We start from the raw sequence: 26,096 nt of genomic DNA on the forward strand, positions 1-26,096 counted from the left end.
CGGTCCCAGTCCGTTTAGCTCAGGATCCGTTCGTTGCTCGGGTCAAAGAGCGGCTTGCTGCCGACGCGGACGATCTCGACCGGGTAGTCCTCGCCGAAGTACTCGACCTGCAGCTCCTTGCCTTCCTCTGCGATGTCCGTCGGGATGTATGCCAGCATGATGTGCTTGCCGACCGAGGGGCCCGTCGCGGCGCTCGTGGTGTACGAGCGGCGGCCCTCGTCGTCGATAAGCACGTTGCCGTCGAGGTCCTTGACCGGCTCGCCGCCGAGCGGGTAGCGCTCCTCGCCACCGTTCGGCGCGTGGTCGGTCACGGCCAGGGTGCAGAGCTTCGCGGCGGGCTCGCTCTCCATGGCTTCCACGTAGGCGTCCTTGCCGATGAAGTCGGCGTCCTTGACACCGTGGAAGTCGAGGCCAGCCTCGACCGGGTTGTAATCGTGCTCGAGTTCGGCACCGATCAGGCGGTAGCCCTTCTCCATGCGACCGGTGGAGCCGTAGACACCCGTCCCAACCGGACGGAGGTCGTACTCCTGACCGGCCTCGTAGATGGTGTCCCAGAGGCGACCGGTCTGCTCCATCGGGGCGTAGATCTCCCAGCCGAGTTCCCCGACATAGGAGATACGCATCGCGAAGGCCTCGACGTCACCGATGTGGACTTCCTGGGCCGTGTAGGCCGGGAAGGCCTCGTCGGACATGTCCTCCTCGGTGACTTCCTGCATGACCTTCCGGGCGTTCGGACCCCAGACACCCATCGTGCCCAGGGCGGAGCTCTTGCTGACGAGCTCGACGTCCATGTCATCCTCCATGTGCTGGCGGATCCACTGCTTGTCGTGGCCGGCGTCGCCGCCACCAGTGACAAAGCGGAACTTGTTCTCGCCGAGACGCACGACGGTGAGGTCAGCACGGAAGCCGGCGTCCTCGTCCAGCACCGGGGTGTAGACCAGGCTGCCCACGTCGACGTCCATGCGGCCGACGGTGAGCTTTTCGGCCATCTCCAGGGCGTCGGGGCCCTGCAGCTCGTAGATACCGAAGCCCATGTCGCCGATCAGGCCGACGTTGTCCCGCATGTGCAGGTGCTCGGCCAGGATGATCGGGGACCACCAGCGCCGGTCCCACTCGTTGGGACGCTGGAACTCGCTGATGGTTTCCTGGTACTCCTGCAGGAGGTCCGCGTTCTCACGGAACCAGCGCGGCCGTTCCCAGCCGGCGGATTCCCAGAACTCGGCCTCGTGCTCCTCCAGGCGGTCGTGGAAGCCCGTCGTCCGGAGCGGACGGGAGGACATCCACTGCTCTTTGGGGTGAACCCTGCCGTAGATCTTGCGGAAGCCTTCCTTGGAGCGCTCTTCGACGTAGCGCTCGGCGCGCCCGTACTCGTCGTAGCGGGCGATGTTGATGCCTTCGAGGTCCGTGTCGATGGCACCGTAGCCTTCGGTCATCCAGCGGGCGACTTCCTTCGCGATGGCGGGGGCCTCCTTGATCCAGATGGCGGCCACGGACCACAGGTTGTCGAGGTCCTTGACCGGACCGACGACGGGGCCACCGTCGGCGGTCATCGAGAGCAGGCCGTCGATCGAGTGACGGATCCCCGCGTCGGGGTCGTCCAGGATCTCGGGCATAAGCTCGAGGGCGTGCTCCATGGACGCCTCGAAGGCTTCGTCAGTCAGCGGCGGCTGAGTCGGGGAGAGCGGTGCCTCGTCGATGGAGGGCACGTCTTCGATGTCCCACAGCATCGGGCGGTGGGAGTAGGAACCGACCTCGATCTCGCTGCCGTGCTGGCGCTCGTATTCGCGGTGGTCCATGTCCCGAACGATCGGGTCCTCGATGCCCTCGACGCCCCGCTCCTCGAACTGCTTGATGGGGCCGACGGAGATCATCTGGTGGACGGCCGGCTTCAGCGGGATGCGCGTGCCGGCCATCTCGGCCAGCTTCGGGCTCCAGAGACCGGCGGCGATGATGAGGGTATCCTCGACTTCGACGTCGCCGCGGTCGGTCTCGATCCCGGTGACGGTGTCGGCCTCTGTGAAGATGTCCGTGACCTCCGTGTTCGGGGAGACCGTAAGTGCGCCCATGTCCTTGGCGCGCTCGCGGCAGATCTCGCCGAACTGGAGGGAGTCACACACACCAGCGTCCTCACAGTACATGGCGCCCTTGATGATGTCCTCGTTGATGTAGGGCACCATCTCCTTGACTTCCTCAGCGTCGATGACCTCGGCGGACGCGCCGTAGGCCTTCGCGGACTGGACTCGTCGCTTGTTCTCCTCCATCTGCTCCTCGGAGCGAGCGACCTCGAGCCCACCGGAGCGGGTGAACACGCCGGCTTCCTTGTACTGCTCGATCGAGTCATAGGAGAGTTCGGTCATCTCCTTGGAGTGCTCGACCGGCATCAGGAAGTTCGACGCGTGACCCGTCGATCCGCCGGGGTCCGGGAGGGGTCCCTTGTCGACGAGGAGGATATCTTCAACGCCCTGGTCTGCGAGATGGTATGCGAGACTGTTCCCCACAATACCGGCGCCGATAATTACCGTACCGGCGCTGTCGGGTAGGTTGTTCGAACTCATTTATTGTACCTCGGGGTGTCCACGTTCGATCCGCGCTTCGCTAGGGTGTGAACCGGCCCCACAACAATTCTTCTAGCAGACTTAGCACATATAACTAACGAAGTCGATGAAAAACCATGTATAAAATATCGATGCCATCAAATGGCGGCCGGCGTTTCACGTTATGGAAAACCGCATGACTGCAGCGGGGCGAATATATTGTCAGTACGACAGGTCCGGGGCAATCGTGCCAGCGAGCCGATTCGGGTTCGGGCCACCGGCCGACCTGGGAACGCAAAATCGCCCCAACATATCAAAAGACGAGAAAAGGCCACAAGCAAAAAACTATCGGTTCCAGCGACCGGCGATGTCGCGGGACTGGCCGAAACCGGTGGACTTCTGAACCCGACTCTGTTATCGACACGCGTGACGACGGAGAGAGCCCCGCCCCGTCGAACCGCCGTCCTTCGAGTGGACCTGACCGACGGGACCGTAAAGCGAGAGCCGATCCCCGAGCAATGGCTCCGTCAGTACATCGGCGGGAAGGGCCTGGGCGCGAGGTACCTCCATGAAGTAACCGAACCTGGTGTCGACCCGCTCGCCCCGGGGAACGCGCTTCTGTTCATGGTCGGCCCCCTCTCGGGACTGATCCCGGGGGAACCACGCTACGCGGCGATCACCAAGTCGCCGCTGACCGGGACCTTTCTGGACTCCTACAGCGGCGGTGACTTCGCCGCCAGACTGGCCGGCAGCCTCGGCGAGACGATGGGACTCATCGTGACTGGCCAGGCGCCGGAGCCAGTCTCCCTGGTCGTCTCCGACGGGGACGTCTCGATCGAACCGGCCACGGCGTGGGGCGAGGGCGTGGAAGCCGCCTGTGAGGCACATCCCGATGCGGCGGTCGCCTGCACGGGCCCCGCCGGAGAGAACGAAGTGGTTTACGCGACGATCGCCTCCGACGGCGGCGACCACCACGCCGGCCGGGGCGGTGCAGGGGCCGTCATGGGATCGAAACGGCTCAAGGCCGTGATCGCGGTCGACGAGCCAGTCTCCGGACTGGACGAACTCCGGACCGAGTACGAGGAACGGTTCGGCGACGGGTCGACCGACGACTGGCACCGGGCCAGCGAGACGGTGGAGTCCGTGGACTTCGCCGACGAGATCGGGGCCCTCTCGACCCGCGGCTGGCAGGAGAGCACCTTCGAGGGGACAGACGAAATCGGCATCGAGGCCGTGGAGGCGACGGACTACGAGCGAGAGCACGAGGGCGAAGCGATTCCCGGCGGGTTCAGGGTTTCGTTCGAAGAGAGCGAAAGTACCCCACGCGGGGGCACGCAGATGACATTGGGCGCGGGGCTCGGAATCGACGATTTCGAGGACGTGGCGACGCTCGGACTGACCTGTGACCGCCTCGGGGTGGACATCATCGGCGTAGGAAACGCCATCGCCTGGGCCATCCGGGCCGGCGAGGAAGGCGTGATCGACTACGCGGGCGAGTTCGGAGATATCGAATCCGCCATCGAACTCGCCGAGGCGATCGCGGCCCGGGAGACGGAGCTTGGTGCCACCCTGGCAGACGGCATCGACGCCGCCGCCGAGGCCTACGGCGGCGAAGACCTGATCCCGACGGTCAAGGGGATGGAACTCCCGTCCTATGACCCCCGGCGGGCACCGAGCATGGCGCTGGCCTACGCAACCAGTGACCGGGGAGCCTGCCACCGGCGGGCTCGACCCATCGAAACGGCCGTCTTCGAGCCGGACCTCGATGAGCCGACTCGGCGGGCCCGGGAAGTCATCGCCGAACAGGACTATCGCTCACTCCTCTGGAGCCTGATCGCCGATGACTTCACCGAGACCCTGTACACCAGGGACTTCGGCGCCGAGTGGCTCGCGGCTGTCGGGCTAGAGCTCACCCCCACAGCGCTCAGACGGGCCGGGACCCGCATCTGGACGCTGACTCGCCTGTTCAACGTCCGGGAGGGCTTCGATCGGGACGACGACACGCTCCCGCCGGTACTCGAAGAGCCCATCACCGACGGCCCGGGGGCCGGAGACCAGATCTCCCAGTCGGAGTTCGAAGCGATGCGAAGTGCCTACTACGAGCAGCGGGGCTGGGACGAGCGAGGCGTCCCAACCCGGGAGACGCTTGACGCACTCGATCTCGGGGCACTGTTCCCGTCCGTGAACCGGGCCTAATTGAAATCCCATTTTTCCTAATGAAAGTTCATTTTACAACCTGAATTGATCTAGTTAATTTCTGATTTGACTCCCCGAATTCAACACGGAAATGGCCTGAAAATAGAGGTACTGCCGGTTTTCGAAGCATCAGTTTCGAAATGATTGGGGGAGATTTCCATAACCTTTATTCTCACAACAGCGAGCTATTCAGTTAGGGATTCACATGACAGACGAGGACTCAGCCGACGATCTCGACCCCATCATCGAGGACATCCAGCAGGCGATCATCGACCTCGAGGAGGACAAGACAGCAGAACTCACCCAGGAGGCCATCGACAAGGACCTCAATCCGCTCGTCATCCTTCAGGAGGGCCTGACCGAGGGTGTTCGGACCGTCGGTGACAAGTTCGGCCGCGGGGAGGTTTTCCTGCCCGAACTCGCCATGTCCGCGGACTGCATGAAAGCCGGCGTCGAACTCGTCGAGCCGCTGCTGGACGAGATGGACCTCGGCGACGAGGACACGGCCGGCAAGGTCGTCATCGGAACCGTCGACGAGGACATCCACAACATCGGGAAGAACATTCTGATCACGATGCTGAAGGCAAACGGGTTCGACGTCATCGACCTGGGCGTCGAGATCCCGAACGAGGACTTCGTCGAGGCCGTCCGGGAGGAGGATCCGGACATCCTGGGCATGTCCGCGCTGATGACGATGACCATGGACCACCAGGAAGAGGTCGTCGAACTGCTCGAAGAGGAGGGCCTTCGCGACGACGTGAAGGTAATGGTCGGCGGGGCGCCGACCTCCGAGGAGTGGCGGGACGAGATCGGCGCTGACGGCTATGCGGACAACGCCGACGCGGCCGTCCAGGAAGCGATTGAGCTACTCGCGGAATAGCGCAGTTCTTGGTTTTACCGGCAGCCTTTAATATCATGTCAGTGGCAAAACTTCCCGAATACGGGTAGGGGTGGCTTTCTGCGTTCGATAATGACGAAAAAGGAATAAATAATTTCATAACCCCTCGTCCGTATCGTTAGTGCGTATCGGACCCACAACCAACGGATGGGTAACGATAACACACATATGAGTACAGGAAACAAGGGTGCAATCGGTACGTTCTTCGACGAACTCGACCCGGTGGTGTATGGAATCGGTCTCGGGGTGTCAGTCCTCGCGATTATCGCGTTGGTACTGTCCCCGGAGGCTTCGAGAAACTTCATTAATAACGCGTTCACCTGGATGACCACGTCGTTAGGATGGGCTTACCTGATGGTGGGCTTTTTCCTGGTGGTCTTCGGGCTCTTCCTGCTCTTGGGCCCGTGGGGCAATATTCGGATCGGCAAGCCCGACGAGGACCCGGAGCACTCCTTCAAGTCCTACTTCGCGATGCTTTACTCGGCCGGCATCGCCGCGGGTATCGTGTTCTGGGGACCCGCAGAGGCCGTCTCCCACTACACGCTCTACGCGCCGCCGTCGAACAGCCCGCTCGCCGGTGCTGCAGATCCCGGCACGCCTGCAGCCGCCGTGGACGCGGTCGCGTACACGTTCTTCCACTGGGGGATCTCGGCGTGGTCCTTCTACGTGCTGCTGGCGCTGCCAATCGCCTTCTTCGCCTACCGATACGGCGCACCGCTCCGTATTTCGACGGTGCTCGCGCCGTTCCTCGGCACTGACAACCTCGACGGCTGGCTGCCGAAGCTCATCGACATCACGGGCGTGTTCGCCACCATCGGTGGCATCGCGACCTCGCTCGGCTTCGTCGGTGGCCAGTTCCTGGGTGGCCTGAACTACATCTTCGGCATCCAGACGACGGACATGCTCACCATCCTGATGATCACGGGCCTGACGGTGGCCTTCACCCTCTCCGCTGCCTTGGGGGTCGAGAAGGGCATCAAGCGGGTCTCGAACTTCAACATGGTGGTGTTCTTCTTCCTGATGGTCGTGGCCTTCGTCTTCGGCCCGACCGCGTACATCCTCGACCTGGGCGTCGAGTCCATCGGCCAGTACGTCAACAACTTCATCTCGGTCAGCATGTACACGAACTCCGCCGGCTTCGATCCGGCCGGGTTCGTGGGTGCCTGGACCGTCTTCTACTGGGCCTGGTGGTTCGCGTGGGCCCCGTTCGTCGGCCTGTTCATCGCCCGCATTTCGCGTGGCCGGACGGTCCGACAGATGGTCGGCACCGGCGTGATCGCCTCCACGGGCGCGACCATCCCGTGGTTCGCCGCGCTCGGTGGCTCCTCCATCTGGATGGAGAACAACGGCGTGGCCCCGATCGTCGAGACCTACAACAACATCGGGTACGACGGACTGGGATACCCGCTGTTCGAAGCGATGCTCCCGGGGGCGCTGGGCGTGTTCCTCATGCTCACGTTCCTGCTGCTCGTGACGACGTTCTTCGTCACCTCGGCTGACTCCTCCACGCTCGCGCTGGGCATGCTCACCACGGGCGGGAAGGAGAAGCCCTCGACCATCAACCGCACCATCTGGGGTGTGACGATGGGGCTGCTCGCCGCGCTGCTCCTGGTCTTCGGTGGGGCGAACGCGCTGCAGACCGCCTCCGTGCTCACCGGCGGACCGTTCGCGATCGTCCTCCTGATCGCCGTCTGGGCGACGATCCGGACCTTCCGTCACGTCGAGCCAGTCTTCCTCACGCAGAAGGAAGTCGACCAGCGCGGGTCCGGTATCGACCCGAGTGAAGGCATCGGCACGGACGACGACTAACCCCGCAACTGGCGGGTTTCTTTTTCGCGCAAAAACGACGAGTGACTACTCCGTCCGGTCGGTCGCGCCGGTCGTCTTGACCGCCGCCAGGTTCTCGGCGACGTCGTGAACCCGCAAGGCAGCGGCCCCACGTTCGGCCGCCATCGCCGAGGCGACGACCGTCGGCAGGAGTCGATCCCCGTCCGCATAGCCGAGGTCCGCGAAGAGGGACTTGTGTGAGTGGGCAAAGAGCACGGGCAGCCCCAACCCCGTCAACTCGTGGAGCCGATCCAGCAGTTCGAAGTTCTCGGCTGCGGTCTTGCCGAAGCCGATGCCGGGGTCGAGGACGATCCGGTCCCGGTCGATGCCCGCCCGACGAGCCAGGAGCACCCGCTCTTTGAGTTCGGCGATGACGTCCGTGACCACGTCGTCGTAGGGCACCTCGGCGTCGGGCTGGACCGGGGTGTTGATACTGTGCATCAGGATCACCGGCACGTCGTGTTCGGCGACGACGGCCCGGAGCGCCGGGTCTTCCAGGCCATCCTGATCGTTGATGATGTCCGCACCGGCCTCGATGGCCGCCGTCGCGACCTCGGCCTTCCGTGTGTCCACCGAGATCATCGCGTCCAGGTCCTGCAGGGCCTCGATGACCGGGACGATCCGATCGATCTCCGCCTGAATCTCGACGGGATCCGCGCCGGGCCGGGTACTCTCCCCGCCCACGTCGAGGATGTCGGCACCGGCTTCGATTAGCTTCTCGGCCCGCTCGACGGCCTGTGGGACGGCGTTGTACTCCCCACCGTCGTGGAAGGAGTCCGGCGTGATATTCAGAATGCCCATCAAAGCGGGCTGGTGGGCTGAGTCGAGCCCCGGGAGATCGGTGGGCGTGGGACCGAGTGCGGCCTCGATGTCCGCGGGGAGGGTCGGACAGCAGTCCCGGTCTTCGAGGGCCTCGAAGAGTGTCCGGAACTGGGTTCGCGTCCCGGAAAGGATGACATCGACGAAGCGGGCCTCCTCGATGAGCGCCGAGATCTCACACTCCCCGCCCGCCCGCAACATCTCTGCCTGGACCGTTCGGGCCCCAGCCCGTGGGAGCCGCGTTCGAACCGTCCCGAAGCGGCGATCGGCCGCCTCGATCGGTCGTTCCGCGCGGTCGAGTGCCGCGAGCGGTTCGGTCCCGTCGGCCTCGCTCGCGAATTTGGCGTCGACCGGGATCACGGTCCGGGCCCAGCGCTGGCGGGCCTCGGCGACGGTGTACAGGGAACCCGCGATCACCACGGCGTCCTCGGGGCCGGCCTGGCTGATGGCCCGATCGACACCCCCCAGAACGGAGCCGACTGCCTCGACGGCCTCGACACCGGCGGCCTCCCAGGCCTTCGCCAGCACCCGCTCGTCTTCGGCCCGCTTCTTGTCCGGGCGACAGGTGAAGACCTGGGTGGGGCGTGGCAGGGCCTCGATCATGGCCCCGAGGTCCTTGTCGTGCATCGCCCCGAAAACCAGATAGAGATCCTCGTAGGCCAGGTCCGCGAGCACGGACCCGAGTTGTTCGCTTGCACCAGGGTTGTGCGCGCCGTCCAGGAGGACGAGCGGGTCCTGCTCCATCACCTCGAATCGGCCCGGCCACGCGGCCTTTCTGAGCCCTCTGGCGATCGTGTCGGGATCAATCTCGGTGACCTGTCTCGCCAGCGCGACCGCCACGCCCGCGTTCTCGGCCTGGTGGCGGCCGAGGTGGGGAATCCGGGCCGTGAGATCCAGGCCGTCCATCCGAACGGTGATCTCCTGGGCCTCGTAGCCGTCCCGACCGAGCGACTCGACGACGACGTCCGTGTCCGCCCACCCGACCGTGGTGAGGGCGGTGTGCTCGCGGAGGGTGTCAAAGACCGAATCCGCGGCCGTGACCAGCGGGCCGTCCTCGGGGGCGACATGAACTTTGTCGCGGGCGATTTCCTCGCGGGTATCCCCGAGCACGTCGGTGTGTTCGAGCGAGACGTTGGTCACCGCACTCGCGATCGGGGAGACGACGCTTGTCGCGTCGTACCGCCCGCCGATCCCGACCTCGAGGATGGCGACGTCCACGTCACGCTCCCCGAAATACCAGATCGCCAGGGCCGTGAGGGCCTCGAAGTGGGTCAGCGGTTCCGAGCGGGCGGCCCCGCTGTCCAGGCGTTCGCGGTAGGTCGAGACGAATTCGGTGATCGCCGACCTGGGGATCTTCCGGCCGTTCACCTGCACTCGCTCGCGTACGTCCCCAAGGTCCGGCGAGGTGTAGAGCCCCACGTCCAGGCCCGCCTCCCGGAGGATCGAGGCAAGCATCCGGGCCGTGCTGCCCTTGCCGTTCGAGCCCGCGACCTGCACGAAATCCGTGCCAGCCTGTGGGTTGCCAGCCGTCTCCAGAAATCGGGCGATGTCTTCGATGCCGAGTTGGGTCCGGAATCGACGAAGACCGAGGAGGTAGTTCGCCGCCTCGCTGTAATCCATGGTCGGGCGTTAGAGAACGGCTCGCTTCAAGCTACCGGACCAGGAACCGGACACGCTTTGGCCGCGGGGCCACACGATTCCGGCATGGACGTGGCGATCATCACGGTCGGGGACGAACTCCTGACCGGCGAGACCGAGAACACGAACGCGACCTGGCTCGCCCGGGAGCTCACCGAGCGGGGCAGCCGCGTCGTCGAGATCCTCACCATCGGTGACGACCGGGAACTCATCGCCGAACGGGTCGCCACCCGGGCTGCACGTCACGACCGGGTCATCGTCACCGGCGGCCTGGGCGGGACCCCGGACGATCTGACCATGGCGGCGGTTGCAGATGCGCTGGACCGGGACCTGGTGGTCGATCCCGAAACACGGGCGGCAGCCAAAGAGTCATCCGAGGCCTTCGTCGCGGCCCACCCCGACCTCGCAGCGAAGTACGACCTGGGACTGGACGTCGACCGGGTGGCCGAGACCGTCGCGGGTGGCCGACCGATCGAGAATCCAGCGGGACTCGCCAGGGGGTGTGCAGTGGAAAACGTCTATGTCCTGCCCGGGGTGCCAAGCGAGCTCAAAGGGACCTTCCAGCAGGTCAGCGACGCGTTCGGTGGTGACGTGGTGATGGAGACCCGCTATACGGACGCCCCGGAGGGCGTCCTCGCGGGTCACCTCGGGGAACTCGAATCGCAGTTCGCGGTCCGGGCCGGGAGCTACCCCGGTGAGCGGGCCGACCGGAACCGGGTGCGCGTGACCGGCGAGAGCGAACAGGAGATCCGAAGGGCCCTGGACTGGCTCGCAGAACGGGTCACGCTCGCCAGCACTCCCGACGCCGTCGAGTGATCGGCGCGGTACTCCCGATTCGGCCGTTTAGACGTCAGCGCCCCAGTCTTCGTGGTTTTTGATCTCCTCTTGAACCGGTTCAAGGTCCGCCTCGTCCTCGATGTCGAGGAAGTTCAGCACGTCCTGTCGGGTCTGGCGGTCGACAGTCTCGACGCCGTCCGCTTCCTCCAGCTTGAAGGATGGTTGTTTGCGGCCACCCAGCAGGTCAGAAACCTCGGCCTCCTCGTCGATGACCGGCACGGTCTCGTTGCGGGCCAGCAGTTCGATCGTCTCCTCGCGGCCCGATTCCATCGCTTCACGGAGTTCGCTTTGAACGACCATAGTCCATCATAACCTACCGGCTCATCGATATTAATTTTCACCTCCTTTCTGATATATGACCAGTGGCATGGGACCAAACCCCAGGCGTGGAGAAAAACGGTGGCGTAGTCGGTATTTTCTGTGTGATTACTGTGACAGATAGTTGATACTGGAGCGAGAGCCGATCGAAGAAGGACTCTGGGTGGGCGGAGACAGTCAGTCGGGACACGTCCCTGTGGGTGCCCGGCCACTCAGACCTTCTCGCCCCACGCCTGATGGTTCTTGATCTCCTCCTGGACCGGTTCGAGGTCTTGTTCGTCTTCGACCCCGAGGTGTTCGAGGACCTCCTGTCGGGTCTGTCGGTCGGTCGTCTCCACGCCCCCCGGTTCTTCCAGTTTGAACTCGGTGTTCGTCCGGCCACCGAGCAGACTCGAAACTTCCTGTCCGTCGTCCACCACGGGGACGGCCTGGTACTGGGCGAGAACCTCGATGAGATCCTCACGGCTGGTTTCCATCGCCGTTCGCAATTCGTTTTGTACGACCATATCCGTCCGTACATTCCGGTGCACCAATATTAAATCCCCAATATTAACAAAATCGTTATGTGTACTCATCCCTGGAGAGGCGTCCAGTTGCACAACTGAATTTGAGGTAGACAAATTTAACATTCACAGCCACCATTCACAACTATGCACGTTCCACGTGGATTGCTCGCGGTCGGATTGACGGCCCTGCTCCTGACCGCCGGCGTCGCCGGCGGGCTGGGGGGTGTTGCCGCCCAGAGTGGCAGTGACTGTTCGTACCCGCTCACCGTGACTGACTCGACCGGCACCGAGATCACGATCGAGGAGGAACCCGAGACGGTCGTGACCCTCGCGCCGAGCGCCGCCCAGACGATGTACGAGATCGGCGCTCAGGAGAAGGTCATCGGCATCTCCGATCGAGGCACCTACCTCGACTGGGACGAGGAAAAGGAGATCGTCTCCGGTGACGAGGGCTTCGTGAACACCGAGCGGGTCATCGCTCAGGACCCCGACATCGTGCTCGCGCCGAACATCATTAGCGAGGAGAAAGTCGAGCAACTGCGTGATGCGGGCCTCACGGTCTATCACTTCGGTGCCTCCGAGACCATGGACGACGTGGTCGAGAAGACCCGCCTGATCGGCCAGTTGACCGGCGAATGTGAGGCCGCAGACGCGAAGGCCACGGAGATGGAACAGACCCTCGATACCGTCGCCGAGGCCGTCGACGGCGAGGACTCGCCCCCCGTGCTCTACGTGTTCGCGGGCTACACCTCCGGCGAGGGCACGTTCATCGACGAGATCCTCACCACCGCCGGCGCCACGAACGTGGCCAGCGAGGCCGGGATTTCGGGCTTCCAGATGGTGAGCGACGAGGTCGTCGCCAACCAGAGCCCCGAATGGATCGTCGTCAACGACGAGGCCCCGGGCATTCCGGACAAGGAAGCCTACAACGGGACGCCAGCCGTGCAGAACGACCAGATCATCACCGTGAACGCCCACTCCATCAGTCAGGCCGCGCCGCGGACCGTCGACGTGGTCGAACACATCGCGAGTGAACTCCATCCCGACGCGTACGAGTCCGCCCAGGCGACCACGACTGCAGACACACAGAACGAGGATACCACGGCCGTGACCACCGAGACCGAAGCGCCCGGGTTCGGCCCGATCGTCGCGCTCCTCGCACTCGGCGGGGCCGCGTTCCTGCGTCGGGACTGACGTGTCCCGCACGCGACTGACGGATCGCCCGACTGATATCCCCTGGGGGGCAAGCCACCGTCAATGCCCCCGATAGCGACCCTGGCGGTCGGCGTGGCACTTCTTCTCGACGCGGTCGTGGGCGAGCCACCCGAGTCGATCCATCCCGTCGCGTGGCTGGGCCGGGCGATCGGCTGGCTCGACCGACCGACCGATCACCCACGCTTCGCCGGGTTGCTGCTTGCGCTCTGGCTCCCGCTCGGTGCGGCACTCGCCACAGCCCTCCCCATCTGGCTGCTCGATGGCCACTGGCTGGCAGGGATTCTCGCAGGCGGCCTGCTCTTTACCACCGTCAGCCTCGATATGCTCTGTGACCTCACGACGACCGTGATCGAAGCGACCGAGACCGACCTCGACCGCGCCCGGGAGCGTATCATCGGGCTCGTGGGCCGGGATACCGACACGCTCGGCCCGGCCGCGTTGCGCAGCGGCGCGGTCGAGAGCCTCGCGGAGAACCTCGCGGACGGGCTGCTTGCCCCACTCCTGGCTTTCGTGCTGGGGAGTCTCGTCTCGCTGCCGGTGGCCGTGGGCGCGGCCGCCTGGGTCAAGGCGGTGAACACCCTCGACTCGATGGTGGGGTACCGTGATCGACAGGTCGGCACGGCGAGTGCCCGCCTGGACGACCTCGTCGAGTGGGTGCCGGCCCGACTGAGCGCCCTGCTCATCGCGCTCGCGGCCGGGAAGCCGGGAGCGCTCCAAACAGCCCGGGCCTGGGCGCGTGACCCACCCTCCCCGAACTCGGGCTGGCCGATGGCGACCCTGGCGGCCGTCCTCGACGTCCGGCTCTTGAAGCCCGAGACCTACGATCTCAACCCCGCGGCCGAACTGCCGTCACTCGGCGAGGCCAGGCAGGGCGTTCGAATCGTCCGACGGGCCGGCCTGCTCGCCTTCGCGCTGGCGGGGGTGATCGCATGGTTCTGAGCGCGCTCCGGGGGGCAGTCGGCTTCCTGACGACCCTCCCGGTCGGCCAGACCGCCGCTGACTGGGAGGCCTTCGCCGACCGTCCAGCCGCGATGATCGGCGTGGGCTACGTTCTGGGGGCGCTCGTCGCCCTCCCACTGCTCCTTCCGCTACCCGATTCGATCGTGGGCTTTGCCTTTGTCCTTGGCGTTGGAGTCTTCGGCGGCATCAACCACGCCGACGGCCTGCTCGACGTGGCCGACGGCGTGGCAACCCACGGCGACCCGGCCGAGGCCAGGGCCGCGATGAAGGACAGTTCGATCGGCGTCGGGGCCGTCCTGGCGCTGGGTGTTCTACTCCTGGGCCTGTTCGCCGTCGGCCAGACCCTCGCTGGGACCGACCTCGTTGGCCTGGTGATCGCTGCCGAGGTCGGGGCGAAACTCGGCATGGTCGAAGTCCTGATTCGGGGCACCCCCTCACACGAGGGCCTCGGCTCGGCACTCGCTGGGAACGTCGACCGATGGACCGGTCCCATCGCCATGGCCGGGGCGCTACCGGCAGTCCTGTTGACAGTGGGCCACCCCGCCGCGGCAGTCGCGGTCCTCGTCGGGGGCACAACCGGCATCCTGGGCGAGCGGTGGGCTGGGTCCCGCCTGGGAGGGATCAACGGCGACGTGCTCGGCGCGACGAACGAAGTCGGCCGGCTGGCCGCGCTGCTCGCGGGGGTGATCGTGTGGACGCTCTGGTGATGTGTGGCGGCCAGGGAACACGGCTCGACTTCGACGGGGAGAAACCGTGTTTCGAGATCGGCGGCGTGCCCATGATCGACCGGGTCATCGACGCGCTTGTAGCCAGCCGAATCGAGCAGGTGTTCGCCGTCGTCTCGCCGGACACGCCCCGGACGGCTGCCCACGTCGACGTCCCCGTGATCGAGGGGCCCGGCGAGGGCTACGTCGCCGATCTGGAACGGGCCCTCGACCGGGTCGACACGCCGGTGCTGACCGTGGGCGCGGACCTCCCGCTGCTCGCCGGCGAGGCGGTCGACTGGGTCCTCGACGAGTACGACGCCGGCTCGGCCATGGTCGCGGTCCCGGTCGAGTTGAAACGCTCCCTCGGCGTGTCGATCGACGCCACGATCGAGGCCGCGGGCCAGGAAGTGGCCCCGACCGGGGTCAACGTGGTTGGCCCACCGGAACCCGAACAGACACTCATGACGACAGACACTCGATTCGCCGTGAACGTGAACCGACTGCGAGACGCCTGGGTCGCGACGGTCCTCGACGACCGGAGGGACGATGGACCGCGATAGTGTCCCGAGCGTGGAGCGGGTGCCCCACGGCAGCGAGCCCGAAGCGGCGGGCATCGACTTTAGCGCCAACGTGAACCCGGAGACTCCACCCGGGATCGAAGCCGCCTTTCAGGGGAGTTTCGCGGACGCAAGAACCTATCCGGACGACACCGCCCCGGCTTACCGGCGGGCCGCCGCGGACTACGTCGACGTGGACCCGGGCCAGGTGGTCCCGACACCGGGCGGCCTGGCCGCGATTCGGCTCGCGCTCTCGGTCACGGTCTCGCCCGGGGACTCGGTGCTCGTGCCATACCCGAGTTTCGGCGAGTACGCCCGCGAGGTGCGACTTCAGGGCGGAACACCCGAATTCGTTCCCCACGACGAGTTGCTCGATACCGATCCGAGCGGGCACGCCCTGGCGATCGTCTGCAACCCGAACAACCCGACCGGCGAGGCCGCCGACCCGGATCGACTCCGGGAGTTCGTGGCCGAAAGCCGGGCCGCAGACACGCCCGTGCTCGTGGACGAGGCGTTCCTCGGCTTCACCGATCAGCCCACGCTCGCTGGGACTCCGGGTGTGATCGTGGCCCGCTCGTTGACCAAGCTCTTCGGGCTGCCGGGACTCCGGGCTGGCTTTGCCGTGTCGACGGGCTCGCTTCGGGACCGACTCGAACGGGCACGCCTGACCTGGAACCTCGGCGTCCCGGCGATGCAGGTCGGGACCCAGGCCATGCGGGCCACCGAGTTCATCGACCGGACCCGCAAGCGAGTGCGACAGGAGCGAGCACAGCTCGTCGCCACCCTGGAGGATCACTACGAGATCGCGCCCTCCGACGCCCCGTTCCTCCTGCTGGAAGTCGATGGTTCGGTGGCCGACCTCCTCGCGGCGGCCCGCGAGCGCGGAATCGTCCTCCGGGACGCCCGGACCTTCCGCGGCCTGGATGCACACGTCAGGGCAGCGGTCCGACTCCCCAGCGAGAACCGGCGGCTGGAGGAGGTGCTCCTGGATGTTTGAGACGACGATCCGGGATGGCGTCCTCCAGGCGAACTACCCTGGCGCTCGCTGGCTGCTCACGGGCTGGAGCGGGGGGTACACCAACAGCGACGCCGTCTACAACGTCTCCGTTCCGGAGGGCTGGGAGCGGACGGACCTAGATACCTACGTCGAGGAGCGTCGCCAGGCGGCCGGCTTCGAGACGACCGGTCCGGGGCTGCTGACTGGCGTCGAGTTACAACACGCCGCCGGGGCCGCACGGGATGGAGTGCGAGCGGTCGCGACGGTCGGACTCTCGAATCCCGCGTCGCTCCCGCTGCACCCGGACGGCAGCGAGCCAGCCGGGCTCGCCGAGGCCGCTGGGGAACCGGGGACGATCAACCTCCTGGTCGGCACCGACCGGGCACTCGAAGACGGCGCGCTGGCCACCTTGCTGGCCGCGGTGGTCGAGGCCAAGACCGCGACCGTCCAGGCCCACACGGGCTTCACCGGGACGACCTCGGACGCGGTGGCTGTCGCCACCGATCCCACGGGGGACCCGAGTGCGTTCGCAGGCAGCGCGACTGCGGTGGGTGATGCGGCCCGGTCGGCGGTTCGCCGGGCGGTCACGGACAGCCTCGCCTCGCGGATGGCCGAGTCCCCACCTCCGGAGACCGTCGAGGCGGCCGAGGCAGGCATCGTCACCAGCCAGGACGCGGACCCATTCGACCCATGACAGACCACCCACACTCGGACGACGCGGCGACCATCCTCGTGGCGGGCACCGCGAGCCACGTCGGCAAATCCGTCGTGACCGCGGGCCTGGCCCGCCTGCTCGCGAATCGCGGGGTCGCCGTCGCCCCCTACAAGGCACAGAACATGAGCAACAACGCCCGGGTCGTCGTATCACCGGAGGCAGACGGCACGGGCGCGGAGTACGGCGAGATCGGGGTCTCCCAGTACGTCCAGGCCCGGGCGGCAAACGTGACCCCGACGACGGACATGAATCCGGTCCTTCTGAAGCCACGTGGCGACGGGGAGAGCCAACTCGTGATTCATGGGCAAGCCGACGAGCATCTCGATCCTGGGGCGTACTACGACGACCACTGGGAGACCGCCCGAGAGGCCGCGATCGCCTCACATCGGCGACTCGCGACCGAGTACGACGTGCTGGTCGCGGAAGGCGCGGGCAGCGTCGCCGAGATCAACCTCCAGGACCGGGACCTCGCCAACGTCGAGACCGCTCGCTTTGCCGACGCCGACGTGGTCCTGGTCGGGGACATCGAGCGCGGCGGGGTCTTCGCCAGCCTCTATGGCACCCTGGAACTGATGCCCGAAGACGTCCGCGAGCAGGTCGAAGGGATGGTCATCAACAAGTTCCGGGGCACGCTGTCGGTCCTCGAACCCGGGATCGAACAGTTCGAGGAACTGACCGGCGTGCCGGTGCTGGGAGTGCTGCCCGCCGACGATCCGGGCCTGCCAGCGGAGGACAGCGTCTCGCTGCCGAGTGTGGGCGAGCACACCGTCTTCGGCGCCGAAGACGGCGTTCCGGAGGCGGCGTCGGTCACCGTCGCGGTGCCACGCATCCCCTTCATCTCGAACTTCACGGACCTCGAACCGCTCGCGATGGAGCCGGGCGTGCGGGTGGAGTACGTCCCGTTGGACGTGAATTTGGCCGAGTTCGACGCGGTGGTCCTCCCCGGCTCGAAGAACACCGTCGATGATTTGCTCGCACTCCAGGAGGCCGGGTTCGACAGTGAACTCCGGGCGTTTTCGGGGCCGGTCGTGGGCATCTGTGGGGGGTACCAGATGCTGGGCGACCGGATCGAGGACGCCGGCATCGAGAGCACGGCCGTCGAGGGGACCATCGACGCGCTTGGCGTGCTCCCCGTGGTGACGACCTTCTCCGCCGAGAAGGAAGTCACCCGCACGACCTGCCAGGTCGAGGGGCAGGGCCCGATCGCCGGTGCGGCCGGCTCGGCCGCGGGCTACGAGATCCACATGGGGGCGACGGCGTTTCGCGAAGCGCTTTCCCACCCACTCGAACCCACGAGTGCCCAGCAAGGCGACGTGCTCGGCACGTACCTCCACGGGCTCTTCGAGAACGAATCAGTACGTGAGGCGTTCGTCGAGTTACTCTTCGAGCGGGCCGGGCTGGATCGCCCCGCGGGTGGCGAGCGGGCCGCCTCCCCCTACGAGCGGGCCGCCACGCTGTTGGAGACCAATCTCGATCTCGGAGCCGTCGACGGGCTCGCGCCGTTTTTCGACTAGAACAGGTGGGTCGTCGCGGCCCGCACACCACCACCGACCCGCCAGGTCCGGGTCGGGATGGATTTAGCTTCGATCGCTTTCCGAACGGTCTCGACGTGTTCGGCTGTCGTGTTCAGATAGGCCGTCGCGCCGGTGTCCGCCGAGAAGTACACCGGGACGCCTTCCTCTCGAAGTGAGCGGGCGATGTCGAGCACGGTGAGGGTTTCGGGCCGCCAGTACAGCCAGCCGTCCGGGCCCGTCATCGTCACCCCGAGGAGTTCGATCGACTCCCGCTCGGCGATCCCGAAGGTGGTCTGAAAGTCCCCGGACCGGATCGCCGTCCGCAGGTCCGCAGTCGTCTCGGGCACGCCAGCCAGCCGCCCCTCGAAGTACGGCGACTCGGGGGTGGTGGTGTGCGCGCGAGAGGTGTACTTTCGCTCGGGCAGCGAGGCGATCACGATCCGCAGGTCCTGGTCGAACCCGGACGGAATCGGCGAGGCGACGGCAGCAGCCGGAGCCGTCGCCGTGTGCAAGTGTGCGAAGCCACCGACGACACTCCGGGCGGCCGAGGCCGCACCCCGGCGGGCGAGCCGGGAGAGTTCGTCCCGGGAGAGATCCAGCCCGGCGGCGTCCACGGCGGCTTTCGCCAGGGCCGCGTAGGCCGAGGCAGAGGCCCCCAGGCCGACGTTCGACTCGAAGGTATTCTCCGAGACCACCCTGGCCCCGGATTCGATCCCCGCCCGCTCACGCACCAGATCCAGCACCTCCCGCGCCCGGTCGGCCCCCTCCTCGTCGATCGGTTCGTCGTCGACCGTGACCTGATCTATCTCGTGGCCGAACGCCACGGTCGTCGTGGTCCGCGAGGGGGCCGTACAGACCGAAATCGAGTCGTGGGCCGGGACGTTTCGCTCCCGATCGCGAAAGCCGTGGTACTTCAACAGGCCCTGGATCGGGTGCGCGACGGCGGTGGCCTTCATTCCCTTGCCCACGCAAAAGCCGACCAGCCAATAACCACTTCCGGTCTCGCCGACTGGAAGTATGCGTACTGTTATCAGGTCAGCAGTCCAAGCTATCCTATGAACGTTCTCGTCACCGGCGCGACTGGCTTCGTCGGGAGCAACCTCGTTCCCGATCTCCTAGAACACGGATACGAGGTCCGAGCGCTCACCCGTGACCGATCGAAGGGGGAAAAACGGCTGGACGACCGCGTCGAAGTCGTCGAAGGCGACGTCCTCGACCCCGAAACCCTCGATGGGGTTTTCGAGGACATCGACGTGGCCTACTACCTGGTTCACTCCCTGGGAATCGGCGGCGAGTTCGAGGAACGGGACAACCAGGCGGCGGAGAACTTCGCGACGGCGGCCAGCGAGGCCGGCGTCGACCGGGTGATCTACCTCGGCGGGCTCGGCGAAACCGGCCCGGATCTGTCCCCCCATCTCCGATCACGGCGAGAGGTCGAAAATTTGCTCCGGGAGGGGGAGTACGACCTGACGAGCTTCCGGGCGGCGATCATCGTGGGTGCCGGCAGCGCGAGTTTCGAGATGGTCCGACAGATGGTCTCCCGACTTCCGGTGATGATCACGCCCAAATGGGTTCGAACCCCCTCCCAGCCCATCGCGATCGCGGACGTGATCGAGTACCTGCGGCGGGCGATCGAGATCCCCGAGACCGCCGGTGAAACCCTGGAGATCGGTGGGCCGGAGGTGCTCAGCTACCAGGAGATGATGGAGCGGACGGCTGCAGCCCTGGGCCGTCGCCTCTATGTCATCCCGGTGCCGGTCCTCACGCCGAAACTCTCGGTCTACTGGATCGACCTGGTGACCGACACGCCGAAACACATCTCCCACCCGCTGATCGAGGGGCTCAGGAACCCAGTCGTGGTGACCGACGACCGGGCCGAAGAACTCATCCCGATGGAGTTGACCCCCTTCGACGAGGCCCTCCGTCGCGCCATCGAAACCGAATGAGCGGCCATCGTCCAGCCGGGGACGCGTGGGTCTACGAGAGCATCATCCGGAGCGTGCCGGGCGTGAATGCCTCCCGGGCCGTCGCCCTCGCTGTGCAGTTCGTCGGCTTCGAGGCGGCGGTGCTGCTCCTGGGGTGGTATCACGGGCTCACCCAGGCGGCGGTCGCCGGGACAGTCGGGGTGCTCGTGGCCGTCGCCGGCAGTGCGTTCATGCTCCATCTCTCCCGGGGATTCAGGGCCGACCGCGAGCCGCGTCGCTACCTCGATTTGCTCTTTGGCTCCCGGATCGAACTCGTGCTGGGGCTGGTCTCCTTTAACCTGCTGCTGGTCTACGTGTTCGTCTACGACCCACAGCAGGCCGGTCCCGCGCTCGTGACCAGTCTGTTGGGCGAGCGGCCACCGCTTGCGTACAGCTTCGTTCTCCTCCTGATCGGCTGGGACGTGGCCTACCGCATCGGGGTCGGCTGGTGGGCCTGTGTCACGGGCTTCTGGCGCTCGATCACGTACGGGGACGAACTCGACCCGGCAACTCGGGCGCGGTTTGCTCGCCTGGACCTGACGACGATCGCCTTCGCGTCCCTGCAACTGCCGATCGTCCCCGTGCTGTCGGGTCATCCGCTCCTCCAGCTGACGGTGCTCGGTCACGTCCTCGCCGTGGCGCTGGTCTCCGGCGCTTCGGTCGCCCTGCTTCGCTAACCGTCAGCGGTTTTGGTTTCGCAGGCCGAATGATGGACCGATGAACCTCGGGTGGCGGCACGGACTCGTGGGGCTGGCGGTCCTCCTGCTCCTGCTGGCGGCCGTCGGCGGCGGGCCACAGGTCGGGACCGACTCGGAGCCGCCGGATCGGGCGACCCTTACCTTCGTCGACGAGACGGGAACCGAACTGGGGACCGTCGACGCCACGATCGCCGCGGGCTTCTTCGAGCGCTATACTGGCCTGAGCGAGACCGACCGGCTCGGCCCCGATGCAGGGATGGTCTTCGTCTACCCGGAAGCGGGCGAGCGAACCTTCGTGATGCGGAACATGTCCTTCCCGATCGACATGATCTTCGTCGGAGCCGACGGGGAGATCACGGCGGTTCACCACGCCGCGCCCGAGGATGACCGGGAGTTCTCCGGGCAGGCTCGCTGGGTCATCGAGGTCAATCGCGGGTACACAGACGCCCACGAAATCGACGTTGGTGACTCGGTCAGGGGACTCCCCCGGTAGTCCGCTACCGATTCGGCAACCCTTTTGCCCGGAGACGACCCCAGGACAGATATGGCACCCGCCGCGGAGGACGACCCGTTCGAGGACGTCCGCGACCAGGCGTCGAATCCCATGCGGCGGCTCTTCGTCGGCTACGGGCGGGCCTACGTCCCCTACTTCCTGATCGGCGTGCTGACGAGCATGGTGGCCCGGGTGCTCGACCTGTTGCCGCCGGTCCTCCTGGGGATCGCGATCGACTCCGTCTTCCGGGAGGACGTCCCCTTCGACGCCCGCATTCCCTTCAGCTGGCTCCCCGAGGCCTGGGTCCCGGCGACCCAGACGGGCAAGTTCTGGTTCACCGCGGGCGTGATCGGACTCAGTTTCCTCGGCGCGGCCGGCTTTCACTGGACCCGCAACTGGGGCTGGAACGCCTTCGCCCAGAAGATCCAGCACGACGTCCGGACGGACACCTACGACGAGATGCAGCGCCTGGACATGGGCTTTTTCGCCGACAAGCAGACCGGGGAGCTCATGTCGATCCTCTCGAATGACGTGAATCAGCTCGAACGCTTCCTCAACGAGGGGATGAACAGCGCCCTCCGGATGGGCGTGATGGTGCTGGCGATCGGCGGCGTGCTGTTCTCGCTGAACTGGCAGTTAGCCCTGGTCGCGCTGCTGCCAGTTCCCCTGATCGCCGGGTTCACGTACATCTTCGTGGGCATCATCCAGCCCAAGTACGCTGCCGTCCGGTCCTCGGTCGGGACGCTCAACTCCCGGCTCGAAAATAACCTCGGCGGGATCTCGGTGATCAAGAGCGCGAACACCGAACCCTACGAGTCCGAACGGGTGGAGGACGTCTCCTTTTCCTATTTCGATGCCAACTGGGACGCCATCCGCACCCGGATCACTTTCTTCCCCGCGCTCCGCGTGCTCGCCGGCATCGGATTCGTGACGACCTTCACCGTCGGCGGCCTCTGGGTCTTCCGCGGGACGGCCCCGGGCCCGTTCACTGGCACGCTGGAGACGGGCGCGTTCGTCACCTTCATCCTGCTGACCCAGCAGTTCATCTGGCCGATGGCCCAGTTCGGCCAGATCATCAACATGTACCAGCGCGCCCGGGCCTCGGCCGAGCGGATCTTCGGGCTCATGGACGAACCAAACCGCATCGCCGAGGCCCCGGACGCCCAGGAGTTGACGGTGACCGAGGGCGAGGTCGTCTTCGACTCGGTCACCTTCGGCTACGAAGCGGAGCCGATCGTCGAGGACCTCTCCTTCCGGGCCGAGAGCGGCGACACCCTGGCCCTGGTCGGACCCACGGGCGCGGGGAAGTCCACGGCGCTCAAACTCCTGCTCCGGATGTACGACGTGGACGAGGGGGCGATCCGCATCGACGGCCAGGACATCCGGGACGTCACCATCGCCAGCCTGCGCGAGCAGATCGGCTACGTCAGTCAGGACACCTTCCTCTTCTTCGGGACGGTCGCGGAGAACATCGGCTATGGCGTCCCCGACCCGGAAGACGAAGCCGTCATCGAGGCCGCGAAGGCGGCCCACGCCCACGAGTTCATCACGGAACTCCCCGAAGGCTATGACACCAAGGTCGGGGAGCGCGGGGTCAAACTCTCCGGCGGGCAGCGCCAGCGGATCGCCATCGCCCGTGCGATCCTGGCCGATCCCGAGATCCTGATCCTCGATGAGGCGACCTCGGACGTGGACACCGAAACGGAGATGCTCATCCAGCGGAGCCTCCAGGCGCTCACCGCGGACCGGACCACCTTCGCGATCGCCCACCGGCTCTCGACGGTCAAGGACGCCGAGACGATCGTGGTGCTCGATGAGGGACGGGTCGTCGAGCAGGGTACCCACGAGGACCTGCTTGCCGAAGGCGGGCTCTACGCCAACCTCTGGGGCGTGCAGGCCGGCGAGATCGAGGACCTGCCCGAGACCTTCGTCGAGCGGGCTCGGGAGCGACTCGCTGACGTGCCCGCCGAAGACTGACCGAACGGGAGTGTTTTGGGGCTCGACCGTCGGATCACAGATATGGATCTCCACGAGCACACCTGGACCGAGGCCGACGAGGCCGAGACCGATCTCGCGCTGCTCCCAGTGGGGAGTACCGAACAGCACGGCCCCCACGATCCGATGGGCACGGACTTCCTCGCGGCCGAGACCGTCGCCAGCGAGACCGCCGAAAAGGTAGAACAGGACGTGATGGTCGCCCCGCCCGTGCCAGTCGGGATCTCCGAGGAACACCGGCAGTTCACCGGCTCGCTCTGGGTCTCGCCGGACACGTTTCGGTCCTACGTGCGTGAGATCGCCGAGTCGCTGATCCATCACGGCTGGAACCGGATCGTCCTCGTCAACGGCCACGGCGGGAACGTCTCGGCCCTCGGGGAGGTCGCCGCCAGGCTCTCCCGCGCCGAGGAGGCGATCGTCGTCCCGTTCACGTGGTTCGACGCCGCGGACTCGACCTTCGACATGGGCCATGCCGGGCCACTGGAGACCTCCTTCCTGCTGCATGCCTATCCCGAACTCGTCCGCGAGGACCGCCTCGAAGCCGGCGCGGCGCAGGGTGCCGAACGCTGGGGCGACTGGACCTGCGGGCAGAACCTGGCCCACGACACCGCCGAGTTCACGGAGAACGGCACGGTCGGCGACCCGACCAAAGCCACCGCGGCAGAGGGCGAGCACCTCCTCGATTCCGCCACCGACCGCCTGGCCGAGTTACTCGCGGCCGTGCGCACCCGACCGCTTACGAACCCCCCGCACAAGTGACCAGCCGATGAGTCTCCGCCAGTTCGTTCCCGAGCGGGAGGACACCGCCCACTCGCTCGTACTGGTGAACAGCACGGCCCCCGCGCCGGTCCGGGAGATGCTCGTCGATCTCTTCGAGGACCAGCCAATCACCGTCGAGGAGATCGAGGACGAGTCCTACGAGACGGACACCATCCTGCTCGTCAAGAACGGCTCGGTCATCGCGACCTCCCCGCTCCACGCCGTTCAGAACGCGGTGCTGCTGGTCAACTCCGATCTCTTCGTTACGGGCACCCGCGGGCTCGAGGACCTGGCGGTGCCCGACGTAATCGAGGGGCTCGAGGGGGTGCCGTTCACTCTCACCGGCTATCCCGAATCGGACACCGAGAAGCTCCTGTTGATCCTGATCTCCCGACTGATCGAGCGACGGGCGGTTCGGGCTGACGAGGGGACCCTTCGGGCCTCGTTTCAGCGACTCTCCCGGATCAAGGACGAACAGGGCACCAAGACCGTCTACGAGCAACTCGGCGAAAGCTCGGTGGACACCCACGTCTACGGCGAGCCCGACTGGATCCCGTCCCACGAATACGACGTGGTGACTCACGGCGGGAACGGGGAAAACTTCCAGAAAGCGTGGTTCGTGCTCTTCGAGCCCACTGGCTACCCCGACGCCGCGCTGGGGCTTTTGGCCTACGAGATCAGCCCCCGGCGCTGGGAGGGGTTCTACGCACTCGGTGAGGGCGAACTGGCCGCGGTGTCGACACACGTCACGCGGCGGATGTGACTATTCCACGGTTTCGAGACACATTAGCGGATAGCCGTCGACCATCTCCATCGTTCCGGTGGCCCGCGTGCCGGCCTCCTCGACGACGATCTCGACCTCGAGGTGGCGACCCGCCAGGCCGGTATAGCCGTAGGGGCCGATGTCCGCCGCAAGAGCCTCTCGATCGACCGTGACCGTGACCGACTCGGTGTACGGCTGGTTCTCGATCGATTCCTCGATCGCCGTCGCCAGACTCGCCGCGCTCTCCTCGCTGACCGGCGTGCCGACGAACTGGTGAAAGAGCGCCCCGAACTTGATGCCGAGTTCGAAACTCGCATGCTCCCCGTCGCTTGACATGTCTGTCTGGAGGTCCGAGGCGCGCAAAGCGTTTTGGATTCGAACCACATCCTACTTATTCGGGTCTCCCTACTACACAGCTGAATGGACGAACCGGTCCTGTTGACGGGAGCTGCCGGGCGGGTGGGCACCGCGATCCGGGAGGGCATCGGCGAGGCTCACGAGTTCCGGCTGCTCGATCGCGAGCCGCCCACCGGCCCCGTCGACCACGAACTCTACGTCGGGGACATCACCGACAGGGAGCTCCTCGAAGACGCCATGGAAGACGTGGCCGTCGTCATCCACCTGGCCGGAGACCCCCGGACTGACGCCCCCTGGGAGAGTGTGCTCCGGAACAACATCGACGGCACCCAGACCGTCTTCGAGGTCGCCGTCGAACAGGACGTGGAAAAGGTGGTCTTTGCCTCCTCGAACCACGCGGTCGGTCACTACGAAACCGAACGAAAACCCGACATCTATCGCACTGAGGAGGAGTTCCGCCTGGATGGCACCGAACTCCCCCGGCCGAGCAACCTCTACGGCGTGAGCAAGGCCACCGGCGAGATTTTGGGTCGGTACTACCACGACGAGTACGGCATCTCGGTGTTGAACGTCCGGATCGGGAACCTCACCAAGGAGCACCCCCCACGCAACTACGAGCGCGGGCAGGCGATGTGGCTCTCCCACCGGGACTGTGCCCACCTCTTCGATCGGGCCATCGAGGCCGAGTACGGCTACGAGATCGTCTATGGCATCTCGGACAACGATCGCAAGTACTACTCCATCGAGCGCGCCCGAGAGATTCTGGCGTATGACCCCCAGGACAACTCCGCGGAGTACACCTTCGACGGCGAGCCGAAAACGGACTGAC

At 66.0% G+C, this 26,096-nt stretch carries 24 protein-coding genes; 18 read left to right on the forward strand and 6 right to left on the reverse strand.

Translation table 11 applies throughout. The features are described 5' to 3' along the window. Nucleotides 1-14 precede the first annotated feature (14 nt). The gene (locus HSR6_RS09090) at nt 15-2,555 is read right to left on the reverse strand and encodes a GcvT family protein (RefSeq protein WP_071933421.1); all 2,541 of its coding nucleotides are present in this window, start codon (nt 2,553-2,555) and stop codon (nt 15-17) included. Between the two features lie 405 nt (nt 2,556-2,960). Between HSR6_RS09090 and HSR6_RS09095 the strand changes: the two genes are divergently transcribed. The 3 genes from HSR6_RS09095 (at nt 2,961) to HSR6_RS09105 (ending at nt 7,437) form a co-directional block, all read left to right on the forward strand. Beyond that, entirely contained in the window at nt 2,961-4,730 is a 1,770-nt protein-coding gene (locus tag HSR6_RS09095) for an aldehyde ferredoxin oxidoreductase family protein (RefSeq protein WP_071933422.1), read from the forward strand. 205 nt (nt 4,731-4,935) lie between these two features. Then, a complete protein-coding gene (locus HSR6_RS09100) occupies nt 4,936-5,610 on the forward strand; it encodes a cobalamin B12-binding domain-containing protein (protein ID WP_070365577.1) in 675 nt (224 codons plus the stop codon). A 186-nt stretch (nt 5,611-5,796) separates the two neighbouring features. Next, on the forward strand, nt 5,797-7,437 hold the full coding sequence (locus HSR6_RS09105; RefSeq protein WP_070365961.1) for a BCCT family transporter: 1,641 nt from the start codon (nt 5,797-5,799) through the stop codon (nt 7,435-7,437). 45 nt (nt 7,438-7,482) lie between these two features. On the opposite strand, the gene folP is transcribed toward HSR6_RS09105, so the two are convergent. After that, nucleotides 7,483-9,894, reverse strand: coding sequence for a dihydropteroate synthase (gene folP, locus HSR6_RS09110; RefSeq protein WP_071933423.1), 2,412 nt, complete (start codon nt 9,892-9,894; stop codon nt 7,483-7,485). An 84-nt stretch (nt 9,895-9,978) separates the two neighbouring features. On the opposite strand from folP, the gene HSR6_RS09115 reads away from it, so the two are divergent. Continuing rightward, the gene (locus HSR6_RS09115; protein WP_070365579.1) at nt 9,979-10,728 is read left to right on the forward strand and encodes a competence/damage-inducible protein A; all 750 of its coding nucleotides are present in this window, start codon (nt 9,979-9,981) and stop codon (nt 10,726-10,728) included. Nucleotides 10,729-10,755: 27 nt separating this feature from the next. Here HSR6_RS09115 and HSR6_RS09120 read toward each other — a convergent pair whose 3' ends face one another. Together HSR6_RS09120 and HSR6_RS09125 are read right to left on the reverse strand one after the other, a co-directional pair. After that, nucleotides 10,756-11,049, reverse strand: a complete 294-nt coding sequence (locus HSR6_RS09120; protein WP_070365580.1) for a hypothetical protein — start codon at nt 11,047-11,049, stop codon at nt 10,756-10,758. Between the two features lie 230 nt (nt 11,050-11,279). After that, entirely contained in the window at nt 11,280-11,573 is a 294-nt protein-coding gene (locus HSR6_RS09125) for a hypothetical protein (RefSeq protein WP_070365581.1), read from the reverse strand. A 144-nt stretch (nt 11,574-11,717) separates the two neighbouring features. Between HSR6_RS09125 and HSR6_RS09130 the strand changes: the two genes are divergently transcribed. From HSR6_RS09130 to HSR6_RS09160, 7 genes are all read left to right on the forward strand, one after another. Next, nucleotides 11,718-12,767 carry a PGF-CTERM-anchored ABC transporter substrate-binding protein gene (locus HSR6_RS09130; protein ID WP_071933424.1) on the forward strand — a complete coding sequence of 350 codons (1,050 nt, stop codon included), beginning with the start codon at nt 11,718-11,720 and terminating at the stop codon, nt 12,765-12,767. 63 nt (nt 12,768-12,830) lie between these two features. Next, nucleotides 12,831-13,727 carry an adenosylcobinamide-phosphate synthase CbiB gene (gene cbiB, locus HSR6_RS09135; RefSeq protein ID WP_071933425.1) on the forward strand — a complete coding sequence of 299 codons (897 nt, stop codon included), beginning with the start codon at nt 12,831-12,833 and terminating at the stop codon, nt 13,725-13,727. Beyond that, nucleotides 13,718-14,455, forward strand: coding sequence for an adenosylcobinamide-GDP ribazoletransferase (gene cobS / locus HSR6_RS09140; protein ID WP_071933426.1), 738 nt, complete (start codon nt 13,718-13,720; stop codon nt 14,453-14,455). Before cbiB ends, cobS begins: the two co-directional genes overlap by 10 nt. After that, nucleotides 14,455-15,015 (forward strand): NTP transferase domain-containing protein, encoded by a 561-nt coding sequence (locus HSR6_RS09145; protein WP_070365585.1) that lies wholly within the window; start codon nt 14,455-14,457, stop codon nt 15,013-15,015. The genes cobS and HSR6_RS09145 overlap by 1 nt, the downstream gene beginning before the upstream one ends. Then, nucleotides 15,002-16,009 carry a threonine-phosphate decarboxylase gene (locus tag HSR6_RS09150; RefSeq protein WP_071933427.1) on the forward strand — a complete coding sequence of 336 codons (1,008 nt, stop codon included), beginning with the start codon at nt 15,002-15,004 and terminating at the stop codon, nt 16,007-16,009. Before HSR6_RS09145 ends, HSR6_RS09150 begins: the two co-directional genes overlap by 14 nt. Then, entirely contained in the window at nt 16,002-16,703 is a 702-nt protein-coding gene (locus HSR6_RS09155; RefSeq protein WP_071933428.1) for an adenosylcobinamide amidohydrolase, read from the forward strand. Before HSR6_RS09150 ends, HSR6_RS09155 begins: the two co-directional genes overlap by 8 nt. Then, nucleotides 16,700-18,238 (forward strand): cobyric acid synthase, encoded by a 1,539-nt coding sequence (locus HSR6_RS09160; protein ID WP_071933429.1) that lies wholly within the window; start codon nt 16,700-16,702, stop codon nt 18,236-18,238. Before HSR6_RS09155 ends, HSR6_RS09160 begins: the two co-directional genes overlap by 4 nt. On the opposite strand, the gene HSR6_RS09165 is transcribed toward HSR6_RS09160, so the two are convergent. Further along, entirely contained in the window at nt 18,235-19,194 is a 960-nt protein-coding gene (locus HSR6_RS09165; RefSeq protein WP_071933430.1) for a GHMP family kinase ATP-binding protein, read from the reverse strand. The two genes, HSR6_RS09160 and HSR6_RS09165, sit on opposite strands and share 4 nt — an antisense overlap. A 99-nt stretch (nt 19,195-19,293) precedes the next feature. On the opposite strand from HSR6_RS09165, the gene HSR6_RS09170 reads away from it, so the two are divergent. Genes HSR6_RS09170 through HSR6_RS09195 form a run of 6 tightly spaced genes read left to right on the forward strand, consistent with a single transcriptional unit; the run spans nt 19,294 to nt 24,910 of the window. Further along, a complete protein-coding gene (locus tag HSR6_RS09170; RefSeq protein ID WP_070365590.1) occupies nt 19,294-20,184 on the forward strand; it encodes an NAD(P)H-binding protein in 891 nt (296 codons plus the stop codon). Further along, the gene (locus HSR6_RS09175) at nt 20,181-20,879 is read left to right on the forward strand and encodes a DUF7530 family protein (RefSeq protein ID WP_070365591.1); all 699 of its coding nucleotides are present in this window, start codon (nt 20,181-20,183) and stop codon (nt 20,877-20,879) included. Before HSR6_RS09170 ends, HSR6_RS09175 begins: the two co-directional genes overlap by 4 nt. Before the next feature lie 40 nt (nt 20,880-20,919). Beyond that, entirely contained in the window at nt 20,920-21,393 is a 474-nt protein-coding gene (locus HSR6_RS09180; protein ID WP_070365592.1) for a DUF192 domain-containing protein, read from the forward strand. Nucleotides 21,394-21,444: 51 nt separating this feature from the next. Beyond that, the gene (locus HSR6_RS09185) at nt 21,445-23,370 is read left to right on the forward strand and encodes an ABC transporter ATP-binding protein (RefSeq protein ID WP_071933431.1); all 1,926 of its coding nucleotides are present in this window, start codon (nt 21,445-21,447) and stop codon (nt 23,368-23,370) included. 42 nt (nt 23,371-23,412) lie between these two features. After that, entirely contained in the window at nt 23,413-24,147 is a 735-nt protein-coding gene (locus HSR6_RS09190) for a creatininase family protein (RefSeq protein WP_071933432.1), read from the forward strand. Nucleotides 24,148-24,154: 7 nt separating this feature from the next. Then, nucleotides 24,155-24,910, forward strand: coding sequence for a hypothetical protein (locus HSR6_RS09195; protein WP_071933433.1), 756 nt, complete (start codon nt 24,155-24,157; stop codon nt 24,908-24,910). Here HSR6_RS09195 and HSR6_RS09200 read toward each other — a convergent pair whose 3' ends face one another. Beyond that, complete coding sequence (locus HSR6_RS09200) at nt 24,911-25,246, reverse strand: dihydroneopterin aldolase family protein (RefSeq protein WP_071933434.1); 336 nt, start codon at nt 25,244-25,246, stop codon at nt 24,911-24,913. A gap of 84 nt (nt 25,247-25,330) precedes the next feature. On the opposite strand from HSR6_RS09200, the gene azf reads away from it, so the two are divergent. Beyond that, the gene (gene azf / locus HSR6_RS09205; RefSeq protein ID WP_070365597.1) at nt 25,331-26,095 is read left to right on the forward strand and encodes an NAD-dependent glucose-6-phosphate dehydrogenase Azf; all 765 of its coding nucleotides are present in this window, start codon (nt 25,331-25,333) and stop codon (nt 26,093-26,095) included. The last annotated feature ends 1 nt before the right edge of the window (nt 26,096 follow it).

It is taken from the genome of Halodesulfurarchaeum formicicum, assembly GCF_001886955.1.
Classification (GTDB): Archaea; Halobacteriota; Halobacteria; order Halobacteriales; family Halobacteriaceae; genus Halodesulfurarchaeum; species Halodesulfurarchaeum formicicum.

What these genes read in the sequence shown, in the direction of transcription:
- HSR6_RS09090 (WP_071933421.1), bottom strand. Translation starts at nt 2,555, where the DNA reads ATGAGTTCGAACAACCTACCCGACAGCGCCGGTACGGTAATTATCGGC.
- HSR6_RS09100 (WP_070365577.1), top strand. Translation starts at nt 4,936, where the DNA reads ATGACAGACGAGGACTCAGCCGACGATCTCGACCCCATCATCGAGGAC.
- HSR6_RS09105 (WP_070365961.1), top strand. Translation starts at nt 5,797, where the DNA reads ATGAGTACAGGAAACAAGGGTGCAATCGGTACGTTCTTCGACGAACTC.
- folP (WP_071933423.1), bottom strand. Translation starts at nt 9,894, where the DNA reads ATGGATTACAGCGAGGCGGCGAACTACCTCCTCGGTCTTCGTCGATTC.
- HSR6_RS09115 (WP_070365579.1), top strand. Translation starts at nt 9,979, where the DNA reads ATGGACGTGGCGATCATCACGGTCGGGGACGAACTCCTGACCGGCGAG.
- HSR6_RS09120 (WP_070365580.1), bottom strand. Translation starts at nt 11,049, where the DNA reads ATGGTCGTTCAAAGCGAACTCCGTGAAGCGATGGAATCGGGCCGCGAG.
- HSR6_RS09125 (WP_070365581.1), bottom strand. Translation starts at nt 11,573, where the DNA reads ATGGTCGTACAAAACGAATTGCGAACGGCGATGGAAACCAGCCGTGAG.
- HSR6_RS09130 (WP_071933424.1), top strand. Translation starts at nt 11,718, where the DNA reads ATGCACGTTCCACGTGGATTGCTCGCGGTCGGATTGACGGCCCTGCTC.
- cbiB (WP_071933425.1), top strand. Translation starts at nt 12,831, where the DNA reads ATGCCCCCGATAGCGACCCTGGCGGTCGGCGTGGCACTTCTTCTCGAC.
- cobS (WP_071933426.1), top strand. Translation starts at nt 13,718, where the DNA reads ATGGTTCTGAGCGCGCTCCGGGGGGCAGTCGGCTTCCTGACGACCCTC.
- HSR6_RS09145 (WP_070365585.1), top strand. Translation starts at nt 14,455, where the DNA reads ATGTGTGGCGGCCAGGGAACACGGCTCGACTTCGACGGGGAGAAACCG.
- HSR6_RS09150 (WP_071933427.1), top strand. Translation starts at nt 15,002, where the DNA reads ATGGACCGCGATAGTGTCCCGAGCGTGGAGCGGGTGCCCCACGGCAGC.
- HSR6_RS09155 (WP_071933428.1), top strand. Translation starts at nt 16,002, where the DNA reads ATGTTTGAGACGACGATCCGGGATGGCGTCCTCCAGGCGAACTACCCT.
- HSR6_RS09160 (WP_071933429.1), top strand. Translation starts at nt 16,700, where the DNA reads ATGACAGACCACCCACACTCGGACGACGCGGCGACCATCCTCGTGGCG.
- HSR6_RS09165 (WP_071933430.1), bottom strand. Translation starts at nt 19,194, where the DNA reads ATGAAGGCCACCGCCGTCGCGCACCCGATCCAGGGCCTGTTGAAGTAC.
- HSR6_RS09170 (WP_070365590.1), top strand. Translation starts at nt 19,294, where the DNA reads ATGAACGTTCTCGTCACCGGCGCGACTGGCTTCGTCGGGAGCAACCTC.
- HSR6_RS09175 (WP_070365591.1), top strand. Translation starts at nt 20,181, where the DNA reads ATGAGCGGCCATCGTCCAGCCGGGGACGCGTGGGTCTACGAGAGCATC.
- HSR6_RS09180 (WP_070365592.1), top strand. Translation starts at nt 20,920, where the DNA reads ATGAACCTCGGGTGGCGGCACGGACTCGTGGGGCTGGCGGTCCTCCTG.
- HSR6_RS09185 (WP_071933431.1), top strand. Translation starts at nt 21,445, where the DNA reads ATGGCACCCGCCGCGGAGGACGACCCGTTCGAGGACGTCCGCGACCAG.
- HSR6_RS09190 (WP_071933432.1), top strand. Translation starts at nt 23,413, where the DNA reads ATGGATCTCCACGAGCACACCTGGACCGAGGCCGACGAGGCCGAGACC.
- HSR6_RS09195 (WP_071933433.1), top strand. Translation starts at nt 24,155, where the DNA reads ATGAGTCTCCGCCAGTTCGTTCCCGAGCGGGAGGACACCGCCCACTCG.
- HSR6_RS09200 (WP_071933434.1), bottom strand. Translation starts at nt 25,246, where the DNA reads ATGTCAAGCGACGGGGAGCATGCGAGTTTCGAACTCGGCATCAAGTTC.
- azf (WP_070365597.1), top strand. Translation starts at nt 25,331, where the DNA reads ATGGACGAACCGGTCCTGTTGACGGGAGCTGCCGGGCGGGTGGGCACC.